Origin of the sequence: Marinobacter sp. es.048 (assembly GCF_900188435.1) — a bacterium.
Classification (GTDB): domain Bacteria; phylum Pseudomonadota; class Gammaproteobacteria; order Pseudomonadales; family Oleiphilaceae; genus Marinobacter.
This window is the reverse complement of sequence record NZ_FYFA01000002.1, coordinates 1,442,293-1,459,345: the sequence shown is the minus strand read 5'-3', so window position 1 is coordinate 1,459,345 and position 17,053 is coordinate 1,442,293. Positions and strand designations below refer to the sequence as shown.

The window sequence follows — 17,053 nt, the reverse complement described above, 5'->3', positions numbered from 1 at the left end:
AACGAGTGTAATGGCTAAGGTTTCCATGAAAAACCGTGAGCTCAAGCGCGAAAAGACCGTTGCGAAGTTCGCAGCGAAGCGCGCCGAGCTCAAGGCGATTATCAAGAACCCGAATACCAGCGATGATGACCGTTGGGACGCACAGATGAAGCTTCAGCAGCTTCCTCGCGATGCTTCTCCTTCGCGTCTTCGTAATCGTTGCCAGGTGACTGGTCGTCCCCACGGCGTTCTGCGCAAGTTTGAGCTGTCACGGATCAAACTCCGTGAATACGGCATGCGCGGTGACGTTCCGGGCCTGACCAAGGCAAGCTGGTAAGATAGGCACCCTGACTTCGGTCGGGTGCCTGTTGGTAAGCGGTGCGGCAAGCCGCTGCACAACTAAAAAGATCAGGAGCCTCATACCAATGAGTATGCAAGACACGCTTGCGGATATGTTTACTCGTATCCGTAATGCACAGATGGCGTCGAAAGCAGACGTTACGATGCCGTCTTCAAAGATGAAGATCTCCGTAGCCCAGGTCCTGAAGGACGAAGGTTACGTCGACGATTTCTCCGTTTCAGCCGACGCGAAGCCCGAGCTGACGATCACTCTGAAATACTTCGGCGGCAAGCCGGTTATTGAAGAGATCAAACGGGTCAGCCGTCCGAGTCTGCGCCAGTACAACGGCGCTGGGGAACTGCCGAAAGTATCCGGTGGTCTGGGAGTCGCGATTGTCTCAACGTCCAAGGGCGTTATGACGGACCGCGCCGCACGAGCTGCTGGCGTGGGTGGCGAAGTCATCTGCACCGTATTCTAGGAGATACACATGTCCAGGGTTGCCAATAATCCTGTCGTGCTGCCTTCCGGTGTTGAGGTTAAGCTGAACGGACAGGAAATTAGTGTGAAGGGTTCCAAGGGAGCGCTTCAAATCACCATTCACCAGGCGGTTGAAGTAAAGCAGGAAGAGAATGTTCTGCGCTTTGCGGCCCGCGATGGTGCTACCAAGTCCCGCGCTCTTGCTGGTACTACTCGTGCACTGGTCAACAATATGGTGACCGGTGTTTCCACAGGCTGGGAACGCAAACTCCAGCTGACGGGCGTAGGTTACCGTGCCCAGGCGCAAGGTAAGAAGCTCAATCTGACACTGGGTTTTTCACACCCGGTAGAGTATGAGCTGCCCGAGGGGATTACCGCAGAAACTCCGTCCAATACGGAAGTTGTGATTCGCGGTATCGACAAGCAACAGGTTGGCCAGGTCGCTGCGGAAGTCCGCGCGTTCCGTCCGCCCGAGCCTTATAAGGGCAAGGGTGTTCGTTATGCGGATGAGCAGGTCAGACGCAAAGAAGCCAAGAAGAAATAAGGCGGGACTATGAGCGCGAATAACGAAAGATTGCGTCGCGCACGCAAAGTGCGCATGAAGATCCGTGAACTGGGTACCAATCGCCTGTGCGTTCACCGCACACCGCGTCACATGTACGCCCAGGTCACGACTGCAGACGGCAGCAAGGTGCTGGCTTCTGCCTCCACGTTGGATAAGGAACTGCGCCAGGGTGCAACCGGTAACGTGGACGCTGCCAAAAAGGTCGGTCAGCTGATCGCTGAGCGTGCCAAGGCAGCAGGTGTTGAGCAGGTTGCTTTTGACCGCTCCGGTTACCGTTATCACGGCCGTATTCAGGCTCTGGCCGACGCAGCCCGTGAAGCTGGCTTGCAATTCTAAGAGGTGGAGAAGATGAGCGTTAACGAACAGAAGGCGCCTGAGCTCCAGGAAAAGCTGGTTCAGGTCAATCGTGTCGCCAAGGTTGTTAAAGGTGGCCGTATTTTCGCCTTCACCGCACTGACTGTAGTGGGTGATGGTAAAGGTCGCGTTGGTTTCGGTCGTGGTAAGGCGCGTGAAGTGCCGGTCGCCATCCAGAAGGCCATGGAAGCTGCACGCAAGAACATGGTAGAAGTTCCGCTTGACGGTACTACCCTGCAATACCCGGTCAAGGCTCAGCATGGCGGCTCCAAGGTCTACATGCAGCCGGCGTCCGAAGGTACTGGTATCATCGCCGGCGGTGCGATGCGTGCAGTACTGGAAGTGGCAGGTGTTCAGAACGTACTGTCCAAGTGTTACGGGTCTACCAACCCGGTGAACGTGGTACGTTCCACCATCAAGGGTCTCCAGGCAACTCAAGCGCCTGAAGATATTGCAGCCAAGCGCGGTAAGACCGTGGAAGAGATTCTGGGTTGAAGTCATGGCGAACGCAAAAACGATCAAAGTAACTCTGACCCGCAGCCCCATCGGCTGCCAGCCCAAGCACAAGTTGTGTGTGAAGGGCCTGGGTCTTCGTAAAATCGGTCACACCGTGGAAGTGGAAGATACACCTTCTATTCGCGGCATGATCAACCGGGTTGATTACCTGGTTCGGGTTGAGGAGAACTAAGATGCGTCTGAACGAACTTAGTCCAGAGCCCGGTTCACGTCCGGCCGCAAGGCGCGTTGGTCGTGGTATCGGTAGCGGTCTCGGCAAAACCGGTGGTCGCGGTCACAAGGGTCTGAAGGCCCGTTCCGGTGGCAGCGTAGCACCCGGTTTCGAGGGCGGTCAGCAGCCGCTGGCTCGTCGTTTGCCCAAGTTCGGCTTCACGTCCCGTCAGCAGCGTTACGTTGCTGAGATTCGCCTGAATGAACTGGCGAAGGTTGAGGGCGATGTGGTTGATCTGGAAGCCCTGAAAAAGGCAGACATTATTCGCGGAGAAATTCGTGAAGCCAAGGTTATCATGTCCGGCGAACTGAGCCGTGCGGTAACTGTGAAGGGACTTCGGGTAACCAAAGGCGCGCGCGAGGCAATTTCTGCCGCGGGTGGTAAAGTCGAAGACTAAGGCGAGTCGAGGACTAAATGGCCAAGAACGCATCATTGCCTGCGGGCGCGGGTAAAGGACTGGCGGAGCTGCGATCGCGGCTCTGGTTCGTCTTCCTGGCATTGCTGGTGTACCGGATCGGTGCCCACATTCCGGTGCCGGGTATCAACCCCGACCGTCTGGCGGCACTGTTTGAACAGAACCAGGGCACAATCCTGAGCATGTTCAACATGTTTTCCGGTGGTGCGCTTGAGCGCATGAGTATCTTCGCTCTCGGTATCATGCCGTACATTTCGGCCTCTATCATCATGCAGCTCATGACTGCGGTTAGTCCGCAGCTTGAGCAGCTGAAGAAAGAAGGCGAAGCTGGCCGTCGAAAGATCAGCCAGTACACGCGGTATGGTACGGTTATCCTGGCCCTGGTTCAGGGTTTTGGTATTTCTGTCGGCTTGGCATCGCAGGGCGTCACCTTCAATGACAGCTTCAGCTTCCACTTCGTGGCGGTTGTGTCATTCGTTAGTGGCGCTGTATTCATGATGTGGCTTGGCGAGCAGATCACTGAGCGGGGTGTCGGTAACGGCATCTCCCTCCTGATCTTCGCTGGTATCGTTGCCGGGTTGCCCGGCGCTATTGGTCAGACGCTCGAGCAGGCCCGAAATGGTGAAATGAGCCTGCTGGTGGTTCTGGGGATTGGCGTTCTTGCGGTCGCCGTGATCGGCTTTGTGGTCTTCATGGAGCGCGGCCAGCGCCGTTTGACGATCAACTATGCCAAGCGGCAACAGGGGCGTCGGGTGTTTGCCCAGCAGTCCAGCCATCTCCCTCTGAAGGTGAATATGGCCGGTGTAATTCCGCCCATTTTTGCGTCTTCCATCCTGCTCTTCCCGGCTTCGCTGGGTCAGTGGTTTGGTCAGGGCGAAGGCATGGAATGGCTGAGCGATATCTCCCAGGCTCTGGCGCCAAGCCAGCCGTTGTACATCATCCTGTTTGCGGCAGCAGTGGTTTTCTTCTGCTTCTTCTACACAGCTCTGATGTACAACCCGAAAGAAGTTGCGGATAACCTCAAGCGCTCTGGAGCGTTTATTCCGGGCATTCGTCCTGGTGATCAGACTGCCAAATATATAGATGGTGTTCTGACCCGTCTGACGCTGTTCGGTGCAATGTACATTGCAGCAGTTTCCCTGTTCCCTCAGTTCCTGATGGTGGCTGGGAATGTACCGTTCTATCTGGGCGGTACCTCTCTGCTGATTGTTGTAGTCGTGGTGATGGATTTCATGGCGCAGGTTCAGTCGCACCTGATGTCTCATCAGTATGAATCGCTGATGAAGAAGTCCAATCTCAAGGGCTATGGTCGGAACGGTTAATCCCGTTCCCCTTGAAAACTGGAGTCGACAATGAAAGTACGCGCTTCGGTAAAGAAAATTTGCCGTAACTGCAAAGTAATTCGTCGCAATGGCTCAGTACGGGTCATTTGCTCGGAGCCTCGTCACAAGCAACGCCAGGGCTGATCCTTACAGGATCAAGAACTGACATTGTAGAGGGTACGAATAATAGCGCTTGACCCCGATAGGGGTCAGGCGCTATTATTTCGCGCCCTTTTATAGTGGCGGAAAATTCACACAGCAAAGCTTTGAACGCGGAGTAATTTGGATGGCACGTATAGCCGGTGTCAATATACCCGATCACAAACATGCTGTTGTCTCGCTGACCTACATCTTTGGTGTTGGCAAGACCACAGCCCAGAAGCTTTGCGATGCAACCGGCGTCAAGCCGGACGTCAAGGTCAAAGACCTTAGCGACGAGCAGCTTGAAGCACTTCGTACTGAAGTGGGCAAGGTGTCTGTCGAAGGCGATCTGCGTCGTGAAGTACAGATGAACATCAAGCGTTTGAAGGATCTCGGATGCCACCGTGGTCTGCGTCATCGTCATGGCCTTCCGGTCCGTGGCCAGCGCACCAAGACCAACGCACGCACCCGTAAAGGTCCACGCAAACCTATTCGTAAGTAACAGGTAGGCAAACATGGCAAAGCCAGGTACACGTACCCGTAAAAAGGTGAAAAAGACGGTTGTTGATGGCGTCGCGCACATTCACGCGTCCTTCAACAACACTATCGTGACCATTTCTGACCGTCAGGGCAACGTCCTGTCCTGGGCCACTTCTGGTGGTTCCGGTTTCCGTGGGTCACGCAAGAGTACACCTTTTGCTGCGCAGGTAGCAGCTGAAAGAGCCGGTAATGCGGCTGCTGAATACGGCCTTAAAAACCTGGACGTAGAGGTTAAGGGTCCTGGGCCCGGACGTGAATCTGCAGTTCGCGCGCTGAATGCGTGTGGCTACAAGATCACCAACATCACAGATGTGACGCCGATTCCCCACAACGGCTGTCGTCCGCCCAAGAAGCGCCGCGTCTAACACAGGAGACAGTGAATTATGGCTCGTTATATAGGCCCGAAGTGCAAGCTGTCTCGTCGTGAAGGGACAGATCTTTTTCTGAAGAGCGGTGTTCGCGCGCTCGATTCCAAGTGCAACATCGAGACTCCGCCGGGTATGCACGGCGCGCGTCGCGGTCGTCTGTCCGAGTACGGCGTACAGCTTCGTGAGAAACAGAAAGTTCGTCGTATCTACGGCGTTCTCGAGAAGCAGTTCCGCAACTACTATAAAGAGGCCGCCCGAGGCAAAGGTGCAACCGGTGAAAACCTGCTGCAGCTGCTGGAGGGCCGTCTCGATAACGTTGTATACCGCATGGGCTTTGGTTCTACCCGTGCAGAAGCCCGTCAGCTCGTCTCTCACAAGGCGATTCTGGTTAATGACAAGACGGTGAACATCCCGTCCTACCAGGTCCGGCCGGGTGATGTTGTGAGCGTGCGTGAAAAGGCGAAGAACCAGCTGCGTGTTAAAGGCGCTCTGGATCTGTCTGCAAGCCGTGCACCGGTGAGCTGGGTAGAGGTCGACGCCAATAAGATGTCCGGCGTTTACAAGTCAGTACCTGAGCGTACTGAACTGCCGGCCGACATCAACGAGAACCTCATCGTCGAGCTTTACTCCAAGTAAAGCCCAGTTAGCAACGATAGCAGATAGGGGCGTCTATGCAGCGTTCAGTACATGAGTTATTGACACCTCGTACCATTGACGTGAAGGAATCAAGCGCCACACGTGCCAAGGTTACGCTTGAGCCTCTGGAAAGGGGCTTTGGTCATACCCTTGGCAGTGCACTGCGCCGGATTCTCTTGTCTTCGATGCCGGGCTGCGCCGTGACTGAAGCGCAGATTGACGGTGTCCTGCACGAGTACAGCGCCATTGAGGGTGTCCAGGAAGACGTCATCGAGATTCTTCTGAATCTCAAGGGCGTTGCCGTAAAAATGAACGGTCGGGACGATGCCGAGCTTACGCTCAGCAAGAAAGGCCCGGGCGTTGTGACAGCCGGTGATATCAAGCTGGATCATGACGTCGAGATTGCCAACCCGGAGCACGTGATCTGTCACCTTAGCGAGAATGGTGAAGTGAACATGCGTCTCCGTGTTGCCCGCGGTCGCGGCTATGAGCCGGCAGACCAGCGTGGTCTTGACGAGGACGAAACTCGCGCCATCGGACGCCTGCAGCTGGATGCCACATTCAGCCCGGTTCGTCGTGTGGCTTACGCCGTGGAAAGTGCACGGGTAGAGCAACGGACCGACCTGGACAAGCTGGTTATTGACCTGGAGACCAATGGCACCATCGACCCGGAAGAAGCAATTCGCCGGGCGGCGACCATCCTCCAGCAGCAACTGGCGGTGTTTGTTGATTTCGATCATGAGAAAGAGCCCGAGCGCGTTGAGGAAGAGGAAGAAATCGATCCGATCCTGCTACGTCCGGTTGATGATCTGGAATTGACAGTGCGTTCAGCTAACTGCTTGAAGGCTGAGAACATTTACTACATCGGCGATCTTATCCAGCGCACAGAAGTTGAGCTGTTGAAGACGCCTAACCTTGGTAAAAAGTCGCTGACCGAGATCAAGGACGTTCTGGCGTCCCGTGGTCTGTCACTGGGCATGCGTCTTGATAACTGGCCGCCGGCTAGCCTTCGTGGCGACGACCGGGTTCTGGGCGGTTAATCGCCGATTAGTTTAAGGTAAGGAATCAGAGCAATGCGTCATCGTAAGAGTGGTCGTAAGTTCAGCAGGACCAGTGCGCATCGCAAGGCCATGTTCCGTAACATGACTGCGTCACTGGTTGAACACGAGCTGATCAAAACAACGCTGCCGAAAGCCAAAGAGCTTCGTCGGGTAGCTGAGCCTTTGATCACGCTCTCAAAGAATGATTCGGTCGCGAATCGTCGTCTGGCGTTCTCACGCCTGCGTGACGATGCGGCGGTTGCCAAGCTGTTTGACGAGCTTGGTCCCCGTTACAGCGCGCGTCCGGGTGGATATCTTCGTATCCTGAAGTGTGGCTTCCGTGCCGGCGACAATGCCCCTATGGCATTCGTTGAGCTGGTTGGTCGTCCGCTGGATATCGAAGCGGAAGAGGTAGACGAAGACGAGGATTAATTTCCTCGGCTTCGGCCAATCAAAAAAACCGGGTTCCGTAAGGGTCCCGGTTTTTTTGTGCCTCGGTTGTATATAACTAGTAGCCTGGAAGTAAGGGTGGCTGGCGCGGGGGTGGAGGTTTATTTTCTTTGGAAAAATAACTCGCGTCGCTCAGACATCTTTTTCCGGCAGAAAATAAACCTCCACCCCCCCTCGCCGACAAACCTCTTCCTTTGCCGCCAATTACTTCGTCAGCATTGGCTTCAGATAGAGGCCTGTGTGAGAAGCGGCATTCTCCGCAACCTCCTCGGGTGTGCCCTCGGCAATGATCTGGCCGCCACCGGAGCCGCCTTCCGGGCCAAGGTCGATAATCCAGTCTGCGGTTTTGATTACATCCAGGTTATGCTCGATCACCACAATGGTGTTGCCATGGTCACGCAGGCGCTCAAGGACGTTCAGCAGTTGCTGGATGTCGTAAAAGTGCAGGCCCGTGGTTGGCTCATCCAGAATGTACAAAGTTTTGCCGGTATCACGCTTCGACAATTCCTTTGCCAGCTTCACCCGCTGGGCTTCACCGCCGGAGAGGGTCACGGCGCTTTGGCCGAGGCGGATGTAGGAGAGGCCTACATCCATCAGGGTCTGGAGTTTGCGGGCGAGGAAAGGCACGGCATCGAAGAAATCGCGGCCCTCCTCAACGGTCATCTCCAGCACTTCGTTGATGTTCTTGCCCTTGTAACGGACCTCCAGCGTTTCACGGTTGTAGCGTTTCCCTTTGCATACATCGCAGGGAACGTAGACATCCGGCAGGAAGTGCATTTCCACTTTAATTACCCCGTCGCCCTGGCAGGCCTCGCACCGGCCACCCTTCACGTTGAAGGAAAAGCGCCCGGGCTTGTAACCGCGGGAGCGTGCCTCCTGGGTTCCGGCGAAGAGTTCGCGAATCGGCGTAAACAGTCCGGTGTAGGTGGCCGGGTTGGAGCGCGGGGTGCGGCCGATGGGGCTCTGGTCGATGTCGATGACCTTGTCCAGGTGATCCAGGCCCTTGAGTGATTGATAGGGCGCGTGGTTCAGGCTGGTGGCCTTGTTGAGTTTGGCGGCAGCCACCGGATACAGGGTGCTGTTGATCAGAGTCGACTTGCCCGAACCGGAAACGCCGGTGATACAGGTCATGATTCCCAGGGGCAGGTTGAGAGTCACGTCTTTCAGGTTGTTGCCGGTGGCGCCGGCCAGTGTTACCGACTTCCCGCTGCCTGTGTTCCGCTGTTTGGGGATGGCTATTTCCCGGCTGCCATTCAGATACTGGCCCGTGAGAGAGTCGGGGTTGTCGATGATCTGTTGAGGCGTGCCCTGACCGATGATGTGACCGCCATGAACGCCGGCGCCTGGACCGATATCGATCACATGATCCGCGGCGCGAATGGCGTCTTCATCGTGTTCGACGACAATCACCGTGTTGCCCAGATCCCGCAGGTGGGTGAGGGTGGCCAGCAGGCGGTCATTGTCCCGCTGGTGAAGCCCGATGGAGGGTTCGTCGAGAATGTACATGACGCCCACCAGCCCGGCGCCGATCTGGCTTGCCAGGCGAATACGCTGAGCTTCTCCCCCCGACAGGGTGTCGGCACTGCGCTCAAGGGTCAGGTATTCCAGACCTACATTTACCAGGAACTGGAGCCTCTGACGTACTTCCTTCAGAATTTTCTCGGCAATTTCGCCTTTCCGCCCAGGCAGCGCCAGGGTTTCGAAGTAGTCGTGGGCTTCGCCAACCGGCAGGTGGGTGACATCAGAAATATTGTGCTCTTCAATAAACACATGGCGGGCGCTACGGCGCAGACGGGAGCCGCCGCACTCTTTGCACGGTTGGGTGCTGAGGTTACGGGCCAGTTCCTCGCGCATGCTCTGTGAGTCGGTCTCACGGTAGCGCCGTTCGAGGTTCGGCAGAATGCCCTCGAATGGATGGGCCTTCTCCATGATCTGGCCACGGGAATTCACATAACGGAATGGGATATCCTCATCGCCCGAGCCGAACAAAAGGACGTTGCGGAAATCCTCAGGTAAATCCACCCAGGGCGTTTCCAGATCGATGCCGTAGTGATCTGCCACGCTGCCCAGCATCTGGAAGTAGTAGACGGCCCGACGATCCCAGCCTTTTATCGCCCCGGACGCCAGAGTCGCCTCCGGGTGGTGAACAATCTTCTCCGGATCGAAGAACTGTTTGACTCCGAGTCCGTCGCAGGTGGGGCAGGCGCCTGCGGGGTTGTTAAAGGAAAACAGTTTTGGCTCGAGCTCACTCAGGGCATAGCCGCACTGGGTGCAGGCGTAACGAGCGGAGAAGGTGTGTTCTTCGCCTTCGCCGGTCATAGGTGCGACCAGGGAAATCCCGTCTGCCAGGCCCAGTGCAGTTTCGAAACTCTCTGCCAGTCGCTGCTCAAGCCCCGGCTTGACCTTGAACCGATCGACGACCACATCAATCTGGTGCTTGCGTTTCTTGTCCAGGGCCGGCACATCGTCAATGTCGTAAACGGTGCCATCCACCCGCAGGCGGATGAAGCCCTGGCTGCGCATGGTTTCGATAACCTGCAAGTGCTCGCCCTTCCGGTCCCGGATCACCGGTGCCAGGATCATCAGTTTGCTGTCCTCTGGCATGGCGACCACCTGATCCACCATCTGGCTGATGGTCTGCGCTTCCAGGGGTTGGCCATGGTCGGGGCATCGCGGTTCACCGGCACGGGCAAAGAGCAGGCGCAGGTAATCGTAGATTTCGGTGATGGTGCCAACCGTCGAGCGCGGGTTGTGGGAAGTGGACTTCTGCTCAATGGATATGGCCGGCGACAGGCCCTCGATATGGTCCACATCCGGTTTCTCCATCATTGAGAGAAACTGCCGGGCATAGGTGGACAGCGATTCCACGTAGCGGCGCTGGCCTTCGGCGTAGAGGGTGTCGAAGGCAAGGGACGATTTGCCGGAACCGGAGAGGCCGGTGATCACGATCAGCTTGTCCCGTGGCATATCCAGGTCGATGTTCTTCAGGTTGTGGGTTCGTGCCCCTTTGATCTGGATATGGTCCATAACACCTCGCTCGGATAAAAACGAAAATTATACCGCGTTGGGTCGGCTGCGGCGAAAATGATACCGGGATAAGCGGCAAGGGACCTGTCCCCCGCCAGCGCCCCTTCTGCTACAATGCGCCGCCTGCGAAGGGTATCTGCCCTCAATCTGACCGCTTTCAACCCCGGCTGAGGTACGTAATTGCCATGAATGCGCTGGAAAAACGCTCCGTATTCGCCCTGGCGTCTGTCTACGCCATGCGTATGCTCGGACTGTTCATGGTGCTGCCGGTATTCATGTTGCTGGGCGAAGATCTCAAGGATGCGACACCAGCCCTGCTGGGTTTTGCTATAGGCGCGTACGGTCTCAGCCAGGCCCTGTTGCAGATTCCCTTCGGCATGCTGTCTGATCGGGTCGGCCGTAAGCGCATGATCTACATCGGGCTCGTATTATTTGCCGCTGGCAGTCTTCTGGCCGCGGCCACGGACTCCATATACGTTGTGATTGCCGGTCGGATTCTTCAGGGGGCCGGTGCGATCGCCAGTGTGCTGATGGCGCTGCTCAGTGACCTGACCCGGGAAGAAGAGCGGACCAAGGCAATGGCGACGGTAGGGATCACGATTGGTCTGTCGTTTTCGGTCTCGCTGGTTCTTGGACCCCTTCTTGGGGCTTGGTGGGGGCTGTCCGGGATCTTCTACACCACCGCTGCGCTGGCCGTCGTGGCGATGGTGATAGTAAACCGTCTGGTTCCGACTCCCCATCAACACAAGACCAGCCCCGACACTCATCCTGCCAGAGAGATGTTGAGCCGGGTGCTTTCAGACGGTCGTCTGCTACGGTTGGATTTCGGTATCTTTGCCCTGCACCTGGTGCTTACCGCCCTGTTTCTGGTGTTTCCCTCCATGCTTCAGGAGCAGTTTGGGCTTGCCAGCAGTTCACACTGGTGGTTCTACCTGAGCGTGATGGTCACCTCTTTTTTTGCCATGGTGCCGTTCATCATCATTGGCGAGAAAAAACGCAGGATGAAGCCGGTGCTTTGCGGCGCGATTGCCTTGCTGACATTGGCCACTGCCGGGTTTACCGGTGTCTCCGGCAGCCTGGTTGCGGCCTGGGCTGTGCTGTTTTTCTTCTTTATGGCCTTCAACCTGCTCGAGGCCAGCCTGCCGTCATTGATCAGCAAGGAGGCGCCGGCTGCAAGCAAAGGTACAGCAATGGGGGTCTACTCCTCCTCCCAGTTTATGGGCGCGTTTCTGGGGGGCGCTCTCGGAGGCTACCTTCTGGAGGTCGCCGGGCTACAGGGCGTACTCTGGTTCATGGTGGTAGTGCTGGGCCTCTGGCTATTGATAGCGCTCACTATGCCCGCGCCCGGTCACACCACAAGTTTCGTGGTACAGTTGCAGCAGGTAATGAACGACCAGTACGACGACATCGATGACAATCTCCGCCGCCTTCCGGGCGTTCAGGATGTGGTGATTGTGGAAGACGCTGCCACCGCCTATCTTAAGGTGGATCGTCAGCAATTTGATGAAGCGTTACTTGCGGACTTTTCCTTTGTCCGGCAGGCTAACCATTCTTGAAATCCGGAGGCTCGCACGGAACGCGGGCGTCCCTGAAAACAAAGTCAGGAGCAGAACATGGCACGAGGCGTAAACAAGGTCATACTAATCGGTAATCTGGGGCAGGACCCGGATACCCGCTACACCCCCAACGGCAATGCCGTAGTAAACCTGAACCTTGCAACAGACGAAAGCTACAAGGATCGTCAGACTGGCCAGTTGGTGCCAAAAACCGAATGGCACAGGGTTGTCATGTTCGGCAAGATCGCCGAAGTTGCGGGCCAGTACCTGCGCAAGGGCTCGAAGGTTTACATTGAGGGCAAGCTGCAGACCCGCAAATGGCAGAACAAGGAAGGGCAGGATGTCTATACCACCGAGGTTGTGGTGGATATCAATGGGCAGATGCAGATGCTGGACAGTCGTGGCGGCGAAGGCGGAATGAGCCAGGGCGCGCCGGCAGGACGGCCTCAGCAGTCCGGCTACAACGCGTCGGCTGGACAGCAGAACAATCCGCCACCGCAATCCGGTGGCTACAGCAATCAGCCTTCGCAGGGCAGCGTGCCCGAGCCGGTTGACGACTTTGATGATGACATTCCGTTCTAGAGTTGATAAAAGAAACGGGATTTGAGTATCCGAACCCAATAAAGCCTCCGCATCGCGGGGGCTTTATTGTTACTGACATGCAAAAACGGTGTGAAATCAGCCAAAAAAACGTGGAGTTACGTTCGCTTTCTCATCTATTATGTAATCCATTGCAGAAAATGCCGGTTTTTTGGGCAATATAATAGTGACGCGAGGCTGATGAGTGGCCTTTGGATCCTTTTTGCGGACCCCATGACAAAGACACCGATATTACGAAAACTGACCGGCCTGTTCAGAATCGCCAGGACGCGCCTGCAGGTCTGCCTTGAGATTCGCCCGGACGGCATTGCCTGGGCGGAATCCGGCGGATCCGATGCAGGGCTATCCGGCTTTACTGATTGTCTGCCTGCCAGGCGTCTCGAGGCCCTCGCCGGGTTGGTGGAAGATCACGGTTGGTCGGGCGCTGCGACGACGCTTGTGCTGCCTCTGGACCAGTATCAGGTATTCCAGATGGATCGCCCGGAAGGCATCGAGGAATCTGAGCTGGGTGATGCCCTCAAGTGGAAGTTGAAGGATTTTCTGGACTTCAGTCCGTCCGAAGCCGTTTCCGATGTATTTCCCTTTCCCCGGGATGCTTCCCGTGGCCGCGGAGAGCTGGTTAACGTGGTCGCGGCCCGGAAAGTTCTGGTCTCGGAACTGGTTCGGCTGGTTCAGGAGGCGGGCCTGGAGCTGGAGCGCATTGATATCGCAGAGCTGGCGTTGCGAAACCTGGTGTGCCGGCTGGATGAGAATCGTCGCGGGGCAGCACTGGTGCATTTGAAAGACAATTACGGCCAGATGGTGATCTGCAGAGACAATACCCTGTATCTGTCGCGCAAACTGGATGTGACCTCCGATGACCTCCGTGATGCTGCCCGCCAGGAATCGGCCGTTCAGTCGTTGGCTCTGGAAATGCAGCGTTCTCTCGACTACTACGAAAGCCAGCTGGGCCAGGTGCCGCCGGCGATGATCCGTCTCGTCGCCCGCGACAGTGTCCTGCCACTCGCCTCCATGCTGTCCTCCTATTTGGCCGCTAGTATTGAAACCCTCGACTGGAGCGCCCTGGGCCTTCAGGCCGATCTGGACAGTCGTTGCCTGCCTGCCTGGAGCGCATGCTTGCCAATGCCGGGGGACGGGCGCCCATGATCCAGCAGGTCAACCTGTACACAGACGAACTTCGCCCGCGTAAGGAAAGGCTCCAGGCGGGGACGGCGGTTGGTGTTCTGCTTGTGGGATTGCTGCTGGTGGCGTTCGTGGCCGGTTTCCTGACCTACGAGAACTCCGTGATGGCCAACAAGGCCTCGCGTCTGGATCGGCAGAATCAGCAGCTTGAACAGGCTGTGGCGGAGCTTTCAGCGGCGGTCCAAGCCCGCCAGCCGGATGCAGAAGTGGAAGAGGCTCTGAACCGCGTTACCCAGACCCTTGCCCGTCGCCAGCGTTTGTTGGCACGGGTGGAGAGCCTGGTGCTCTCGGAAGGCCGCAACTTCTCGCCGCAATTGTCAGCACTGGCACGGCAGATCCCGAAAGACGTCTGGCTAACCGACGTTACTCTCGAGTCGGGCCCGGACAAAGTCACCATTGAGGGGCGTAGCCGTGATGGCGCTTTGGTGCCCCTATACCTTGAAAATCTGGGGGAAGAGGCGGCCTTTGCCGGAAAAACTTTTGGTGTGTTCCGGTTGTCACGGTCGGACGAGGGCCGCTGGATCGATTTTCATGTTTCCAGTAAACGGGACGGGGAGGCAAACTGATGGCGGATGCGTCCAACACCTCCCTGGCACGAGCGGCGCAGTGGTATAACCTGCGCCCGATTCGTGAGCGGGCACTGATTATGCTCACGGCGCTGGTGCTTGTCCTGTTTGTGGTCTGGGAGCTTGCGGTTACGCCATTGCAGCAACGGCACCAGAGCCTGGAGAATCGCCTCCAGATGCTGTCCACCAGTCGTGATGACCTGCTGGCGCAGCAACAGACGCTCGATGCACAGCTCGCGACCGATCCCTCCCGGGAATTGCGCAATCAGCTAAACGCCCGGCAGCAGAGACTGGAACGGCTCGATCAGCAGATCGCCGATACCACGGGGCAATTGATCGCACCCACAGCGATGGTGGCACTGCTCAGGAATATTCTGGCAGCCCAGGAATCGCTGGAGTTGCAGGCCCTCGAGCTACAGACTCCAACCCCGGTTTTCGCACCGGGTGCACCAGAGCAGTCGTCTCAGGAGCCGCAGGCGGCGCCTGAGCCACTGCTGTATGCCCACGATGTCGAGCTCCGGATCAAGGGGAGCTACCTCGATGTACTGAACTACCTGCAGCGGCTGGAGGCGATGGATGAGCGCCTCGGCTGGATCAGGCTGGAATACAGCGCGGGAGACTGGCCCTCGGGAGAGGCCGTCATCAGAGTGCAAACGCTGAGCCTGGATCAGGCCTGGCTTGGGGTATGAGATGAGCAGACGCCTGAATACAAGAGCAAGTTGGTGGTTTTGCATGGCGCTCGGCTCTGTGATTTTTTGTGCGGGCCCGGCCCATGCACTGCAGGATCCGACCCGGCCGCCGGGTCCGCAGGCGACAGTTGCCAAACCGGCGCCAGAGCGGTCACTGGCCCTGGATTCCATTCTTTTCAGCAAGGACAGGCGTGTCGCCGTAATCGAAGGTGAGGCCCTCAGGGAAGGCCAGGTTTTTGACAACGTGCGGGTTATCCGGATCTACGCCAATCGGGTCCTGGTAACGGATAACGGCCGCGAACGGGTGTTGTACCTGGAGAGACTTCCGCCGGTTCGGGGAACTCAATGACAGACAATCGGATACTCATGACAACCATTAAAATCTCAGGTGCACTGGCCTTGAGCCTGGTCTTGACAGCGTGCAGTAACAACCCGTTGATGCGCTCGGCGACAGCTACCTCAACCGATGCTGCGGACGCTATTGACCAAAGCCTTGAAGGGGCCACGCAACCAGAACCGGCGGCGGCCACATCCACCGAGCCTTCAACGCCTTTACCTGCGGACATAAGCGCAGCATTGCTGCCGCCACTGTCCGGCGGCGCGGATCTGGACGACCGTTTTGACGTCAATGCCCGGGGCGTGCCTGCAGCGAGCTTCTTCGAGTCGCTGGTTGAGGGAACCCGCTACAACGTGGTGGTGCATCCCGATGTCAGAACCAGTATCGATCTCCGACTGGGTGATGTCACTGTACCGGAAGTGATGGATATTGCCGGTGATCTTTATGGCCTGGATATCCGCCGCAATGGCCGATTGTTCCGGGTTCAGGGCAATCAGATCCAGACGCGGATGTTCCCCATTGATTACCTGCATTTCAAACGCAAGGGCGGCTCCGAGACCCGTGTGAGTTCCGGGCAGGTGACTGGTGCTCGCAGTGGCAGTTCCGGTAGTTCTAATAATAATGGCGATAGCACTGGTTCCGGGGAGACTCGCAACCTGGTGGGAACAACCATTTCCACGGAAACGGCTTCGGATTTCTGGCAGGACATTCAGCGCGCGCTGAGCATGATTGTTGGTGGCGGTGATGGCCAACAGGTTATCGTCAATCCGGGCGCCGGTCTGGTGATGGTTCGTGCCGGTTCCGAGGATTTGCGCATGGTTGAAGAGTATCTGCGACGCACCGAGCTGATTATGCAGCGTCAGGTGATCCTGGAAGCCAAGATCCTGGAGATCGCGCTTAACGAGGGCTACCAGCAGGGCATCAACTGGTCGGATATCCAGAGCGCGTCGAGCATTACCGCCTCCGATGGTCTGCCCGAGGATTTCACCGCGCAGGCTCTGGCCGGCCAGGTCATTCAGACATCCGATATCGGAGGCCTGTTTTCTGCCAGCGTGCGTGCCGGCGACTTTACCGGTCTGATCGAGCTGCTCGGTAAACAGGGCAATGTGCAGATTCTCTCCAGCCCCCGGATTTCAACGGTGAATAACCAGAAAGCAGTGATCAAGGTAGGTACCGACGAGTTCTTCGTGACCGATATTGATTTCGACGACAACAATTCCGCCGTAACGGCCACCGATTCGACATCAACTTCCGTGGAGCTGACCCCCTTCTTCTCGGGCATTTCGCTGGATGTGACACCCCAGATTTCCGAAAGCGGCGTCATCACCCTGCACGTGCATCCCTCGGTCAGTGAGGTGACCGACCAGGAAAAGGTAATCACTATTGGCGAGCGGGACGTTACGCTGCCCCTGGCCAGCAGCACCGTTCGTGAAACCGACAGCGTGATTCGTGCCGAGAGCGGCCAGATTGTCGTGATCGGTGGTCTGATCCAGAACTCCAGTGAAGACAACAGTTCCGCCGTTCCCTTCTTCAGCGACATCCCGCTGGTAGGTGAACTGTTCAAGCAGCGGCGTTTCCAGTCGCGCAAGAGCGAGCTGGTCATTCTTCTGCGTCCGGTTGTGGCCGGAACGCCCGAGATGAATGCGGATGTTTCTGCCAGCCGCGAGCGTATGAATGTGCTGCGCGAGTTGCTGCAATCGTCTGAATCGGTCACACCGGAACCGGAGAAAGCCGTTCGATAG

The 17,053-nt window shown here is 57.1% G+C and carries 22 protein-coding genes; 21 read left to right on the top strand and 1 reads right to left on the bottom strand.

The genetic code is table 11. The features are described from left to right. The first annotated feature begins 10 nt into the window (after positions 1-10). The 14 genes from rpsN to rplQ all read left to right on the top strand — a co-directional run bounded on the left by rpsN (position 11) and on the right by rplQ (position 7,336). Entirely contained in the window at positions 11-316 is a 306-nt protein-coding gene (gene rpsN / locus CFT65_RS17765; RefSeq protein WP_008174884.1) for a 30S ribosomal protein S14, read from the top strand. Positions 317-404: 88 nt separating this feature from the next. After that, the gene (gene rpsH, locus CFT65_RS17760) at positions 405-797 is read left to right on the top strand and encodes a 30S ribosomal protein S8 (RefSeq protein WP_008174886.1); all 393 of its coding nucleotides are present in this window, start codon (positions 405-407) and stop codon (positions 795-797) included. 9 nt (positions 798-806) lie between these two features. Further along, positions 807-1,340 (top strand): 50S ribosomal protein L6, encoded by a 534-nt coding sequence (rplF, locus tag CFT65_RS17755; RefSeq protein ID WP_008174888.1) that lies wholly within the window; start codon positions 807-809, stop codon positions 1,338-1,340. A gap of 9 nt (positions 1,341-1,349) precedes the next feature. Continuing rightward, positions 1,350-1,697: a 50S ribosomal protein L18 gene (rplR, locus tag CFT65_RS17750; protein ID WP_041341459.1), complete on the top strand. Its 348-nt coding sequence runs from the start codon at positions 1,350-1,352 to the stop codon at positions 1,695-1,697. 12 nt (positions 1,698-1,709) lie between these two features. Continuing rightward, positions 1,710-2,210, top strand: a complete 501-nt coding sequence (rpsE, locus tag CFT65_RS17745; protein ID WP_008174892.1) for a 30S ribosomal protein S5 — start codon at positions 1,710-1,712, stop codon at positions 2,208-2,210. A 4-nt stretch (positions 2,211-2,214) separates the two neighbouring features. Beyond that, on the top strand, positions 2,215-2,403 hold the full coding sequence (gene rpmD, locus CFT65_RS17740; RefSeq protein WP_012139786.1) for a 50S ribosomal protein L30: 189 nt from the start codon (positions 2,215-2,217) through the stop codon (positions 2,401-2,403). Position 2,404: 1 nt separating this feature from the next. Next, on the top strand, positions 2,405-2,839 hold the full coding sequence (gene rplO, locus CFT65_RS17735) for a 50S ribosomal protein L15 (RefSeq protein ID WP_088829375.1): 435 nt from the start codon (positions 2,405-2,407) through the stop codon (positions 2,837-2,839). 17 nt (positions 2,840-2,856) lie between these two features. Further along, a complete protein-coding gene (secY, locus tag CFT65_RS17730) occupies positions 2,857-4,179 on the top strand; it encodes a preprotein translocase subunit SecY (RefSeq protein ID WP_064230335.1) in 1,323 nt (440 codons plus the stop codon). A gap of 30 nt (positions 4,180-4,209) precedes the next feature. Then, on the top strand, positions 4,210-4,323 hold the full coding sequence (gene rpmJ / locus CFT65_RS17725; RefSeq protein WP_008174902.1) for a 50S ribosomal protein L36: 114 nt from the start codon (positions 4,210-4,212) through the stop codon (positions 4,321-4,323). 142 nt (positions 4,324-4,465) lie between these two features. Next, positions 4,466-4,822 carry a 30S ribosomal protein S13 gene (gene rpsM / locus CFT65_RS17720; RefSeq protein ID WP_014575963.1) on the top strand — a complete coding sequence of 119 codons (357 nt, stop codon included), beginning with the start codon at positions 4,466-4,468 and terminating at the stop codon, positions 4,820-4,822. A 13-nt stretch (positions 4,823-4,835) separates the two neighbouring features. Continuing rightward, positions 4,836-5,225 carry a 30S ribosomal protein S11 gene (rpsK, locus tag CFT65_RS17715; RefSeq protein WP_007153992.1) on the top strand — a complete coding sequence of 130 codons (390 nt, stop codon included), beginning with the start codon at positions 4,836-4,838 and terminating at the stop codon, positions 5,223-5,225. Between the two features lie 18 nt (positions 5,226-5,243). After that, on the top strand, positions 5,244-5,864 hold the full coding sequence (rpsD, locus tag CFT65_RS17710) for a 30S ribosomal protein S4 (protein ID WP_053114301.1): 621 nt from the start codon (positions 5,244-5,246) through the stop codon (positions 5,862-5,864). A 35-nt stretch (positions 5,865-5,899) separates the two neighbouring features. Continuing rightward, on the top strand, positions 5,900-6,904 hold the full coding sequence (locus tag CFT65_RS17705) for a DNA-directed RNA polymerase subunit alpha (protein WP_008174911.1): 1,005 nt from the start codon (positions 5,900-5,902) through the stop codon (positions 6,902-6,904). Between the two features lie 33 nt (positions 6,905-6,937). Next, positions 6,938-7,336 (top strand): 50S ribosomal protein L17, encoded by a 399-nt coding sequence (gene rplQ / locus CFT65_RS17700; RefSeq protein ID WP_088829374.1) that lies wholly within the window; start codon positions 6,938-6,940, stop codon positions 7,334-7,336. 222 nt (positions 7,337-7,558) lie between these two features. Here rplQ and uvrA read toward each other — a convergent pair whose 3' ends face one another. Continuing rightward, the gene (gene uvrA, locus CFT65_RS17695; protein ID WP_088829373.1) at positions 7,559-10,381 is read right to left on the bottom strand and encodes an excinuclease ABC subunit UvrA; all 2,823 of its coding nucleotides are present in this window, start codon (positions 10,379-10,381) and stop codon (positions 7,559-7,561) included. Positions 10,382-10,566: 185 nt separating this feature from the next. Between uvrA and CFT65_RS17690 the strand changes: the two genes are divergently transcribed. The 7 genes from CFT65_RS17690 to mshL all read left to right on the top strand — a co-directional run bounded on the left by CFT65_RS17690 (position 10,567) and on the right by mshL (position 17,053). Continuing rightward, positions 10,567-11,937: an MFS transporter gene (locus CFT65_RS17690; protein WP_088829372.1), complete on the top strand. Its 1,371-nt coding sequence runs from the start codon at positions 10,567-10,569 to the stop codon at positions 11,935-11,937. A 57-nt stretch (positions 11,938-11,994) separates the two neighbouring features. Continuing rightward, positions 11,995-12,519: a single-stranded DNA-binding protein gene (gene ssb / locus CFT65_RS17685; protein WP_088829371.1), complete on the top strand. Its 525-nt coding sequence runs from the start codon at positions 11,995-11,997 to the stop codon at positions 12,517-12,519. 231 nt (positions 12,520-12,750) lie between these two features. Then, positions 12,751-13,683 (top strand): biogenesis protein MshI, encoded by a 933-nt coding sequence (locus CFT65_RS17680; RefSeq protein ID WP_228705886.1) that lies wholly within the window; start codon positions 12,751-12,753, stop codon positions 13,681-13,683. Beyond that, positions 13,680-14,285: a PilN domain-containing protein gene (locus CFT65_RS17675; protein WP_228705885.1), complete on the top strand. Its 606-nt coding sequence runs from the start codon at positions 13,680-13,682 to the stop codon at positions 14,283-14,285. The genes CFT65_RS17680 and CFT65_RS17675 overlap by 4 nt, the downstream gene beginning before the upstream one ends. After that, positions 14,285-14,974: a type II secretion system protein GspM gene (gene gspM, locus CFT65_RS17670; RefSeq protein WP_088829370.1), complete on the top strand. Its 690-nt coding sequence runs from the start codon at positions 14,285-14,287 to the stop codon at positions 14,972-14,974. Before CFT65_RS17675 ends, gspM begins: the two co-directional genes overlap by 1 nt. 43 nt (positions 14,975-15,017) lie before the next feature. Next, positions 15,018-15,323 carry a hypothetical protein gene (locus CFT65_RS17665; protein ID WP_228705884.1) on the top strand — a complete coding sequence of 102 codons (306 nt, stop codon included), beginning with the start codon at positions 15,018-15,020 and terminating at the stop codon, positions 15,321-15,323. 17 nt (positions 15,324-15,340) lie between these two features. Continuing rightward, positions 15,341-17,053, top strand: a complete 1,713-nt coding sequence (mshL, locus tag CFT65_RS17660; RefSeq protein ID WP_088829610.1) for a pilus (MSHA type) biogenesis protein MshL — start codon at positions 15,341-15,343, stop codon at positions 17,051-17,053.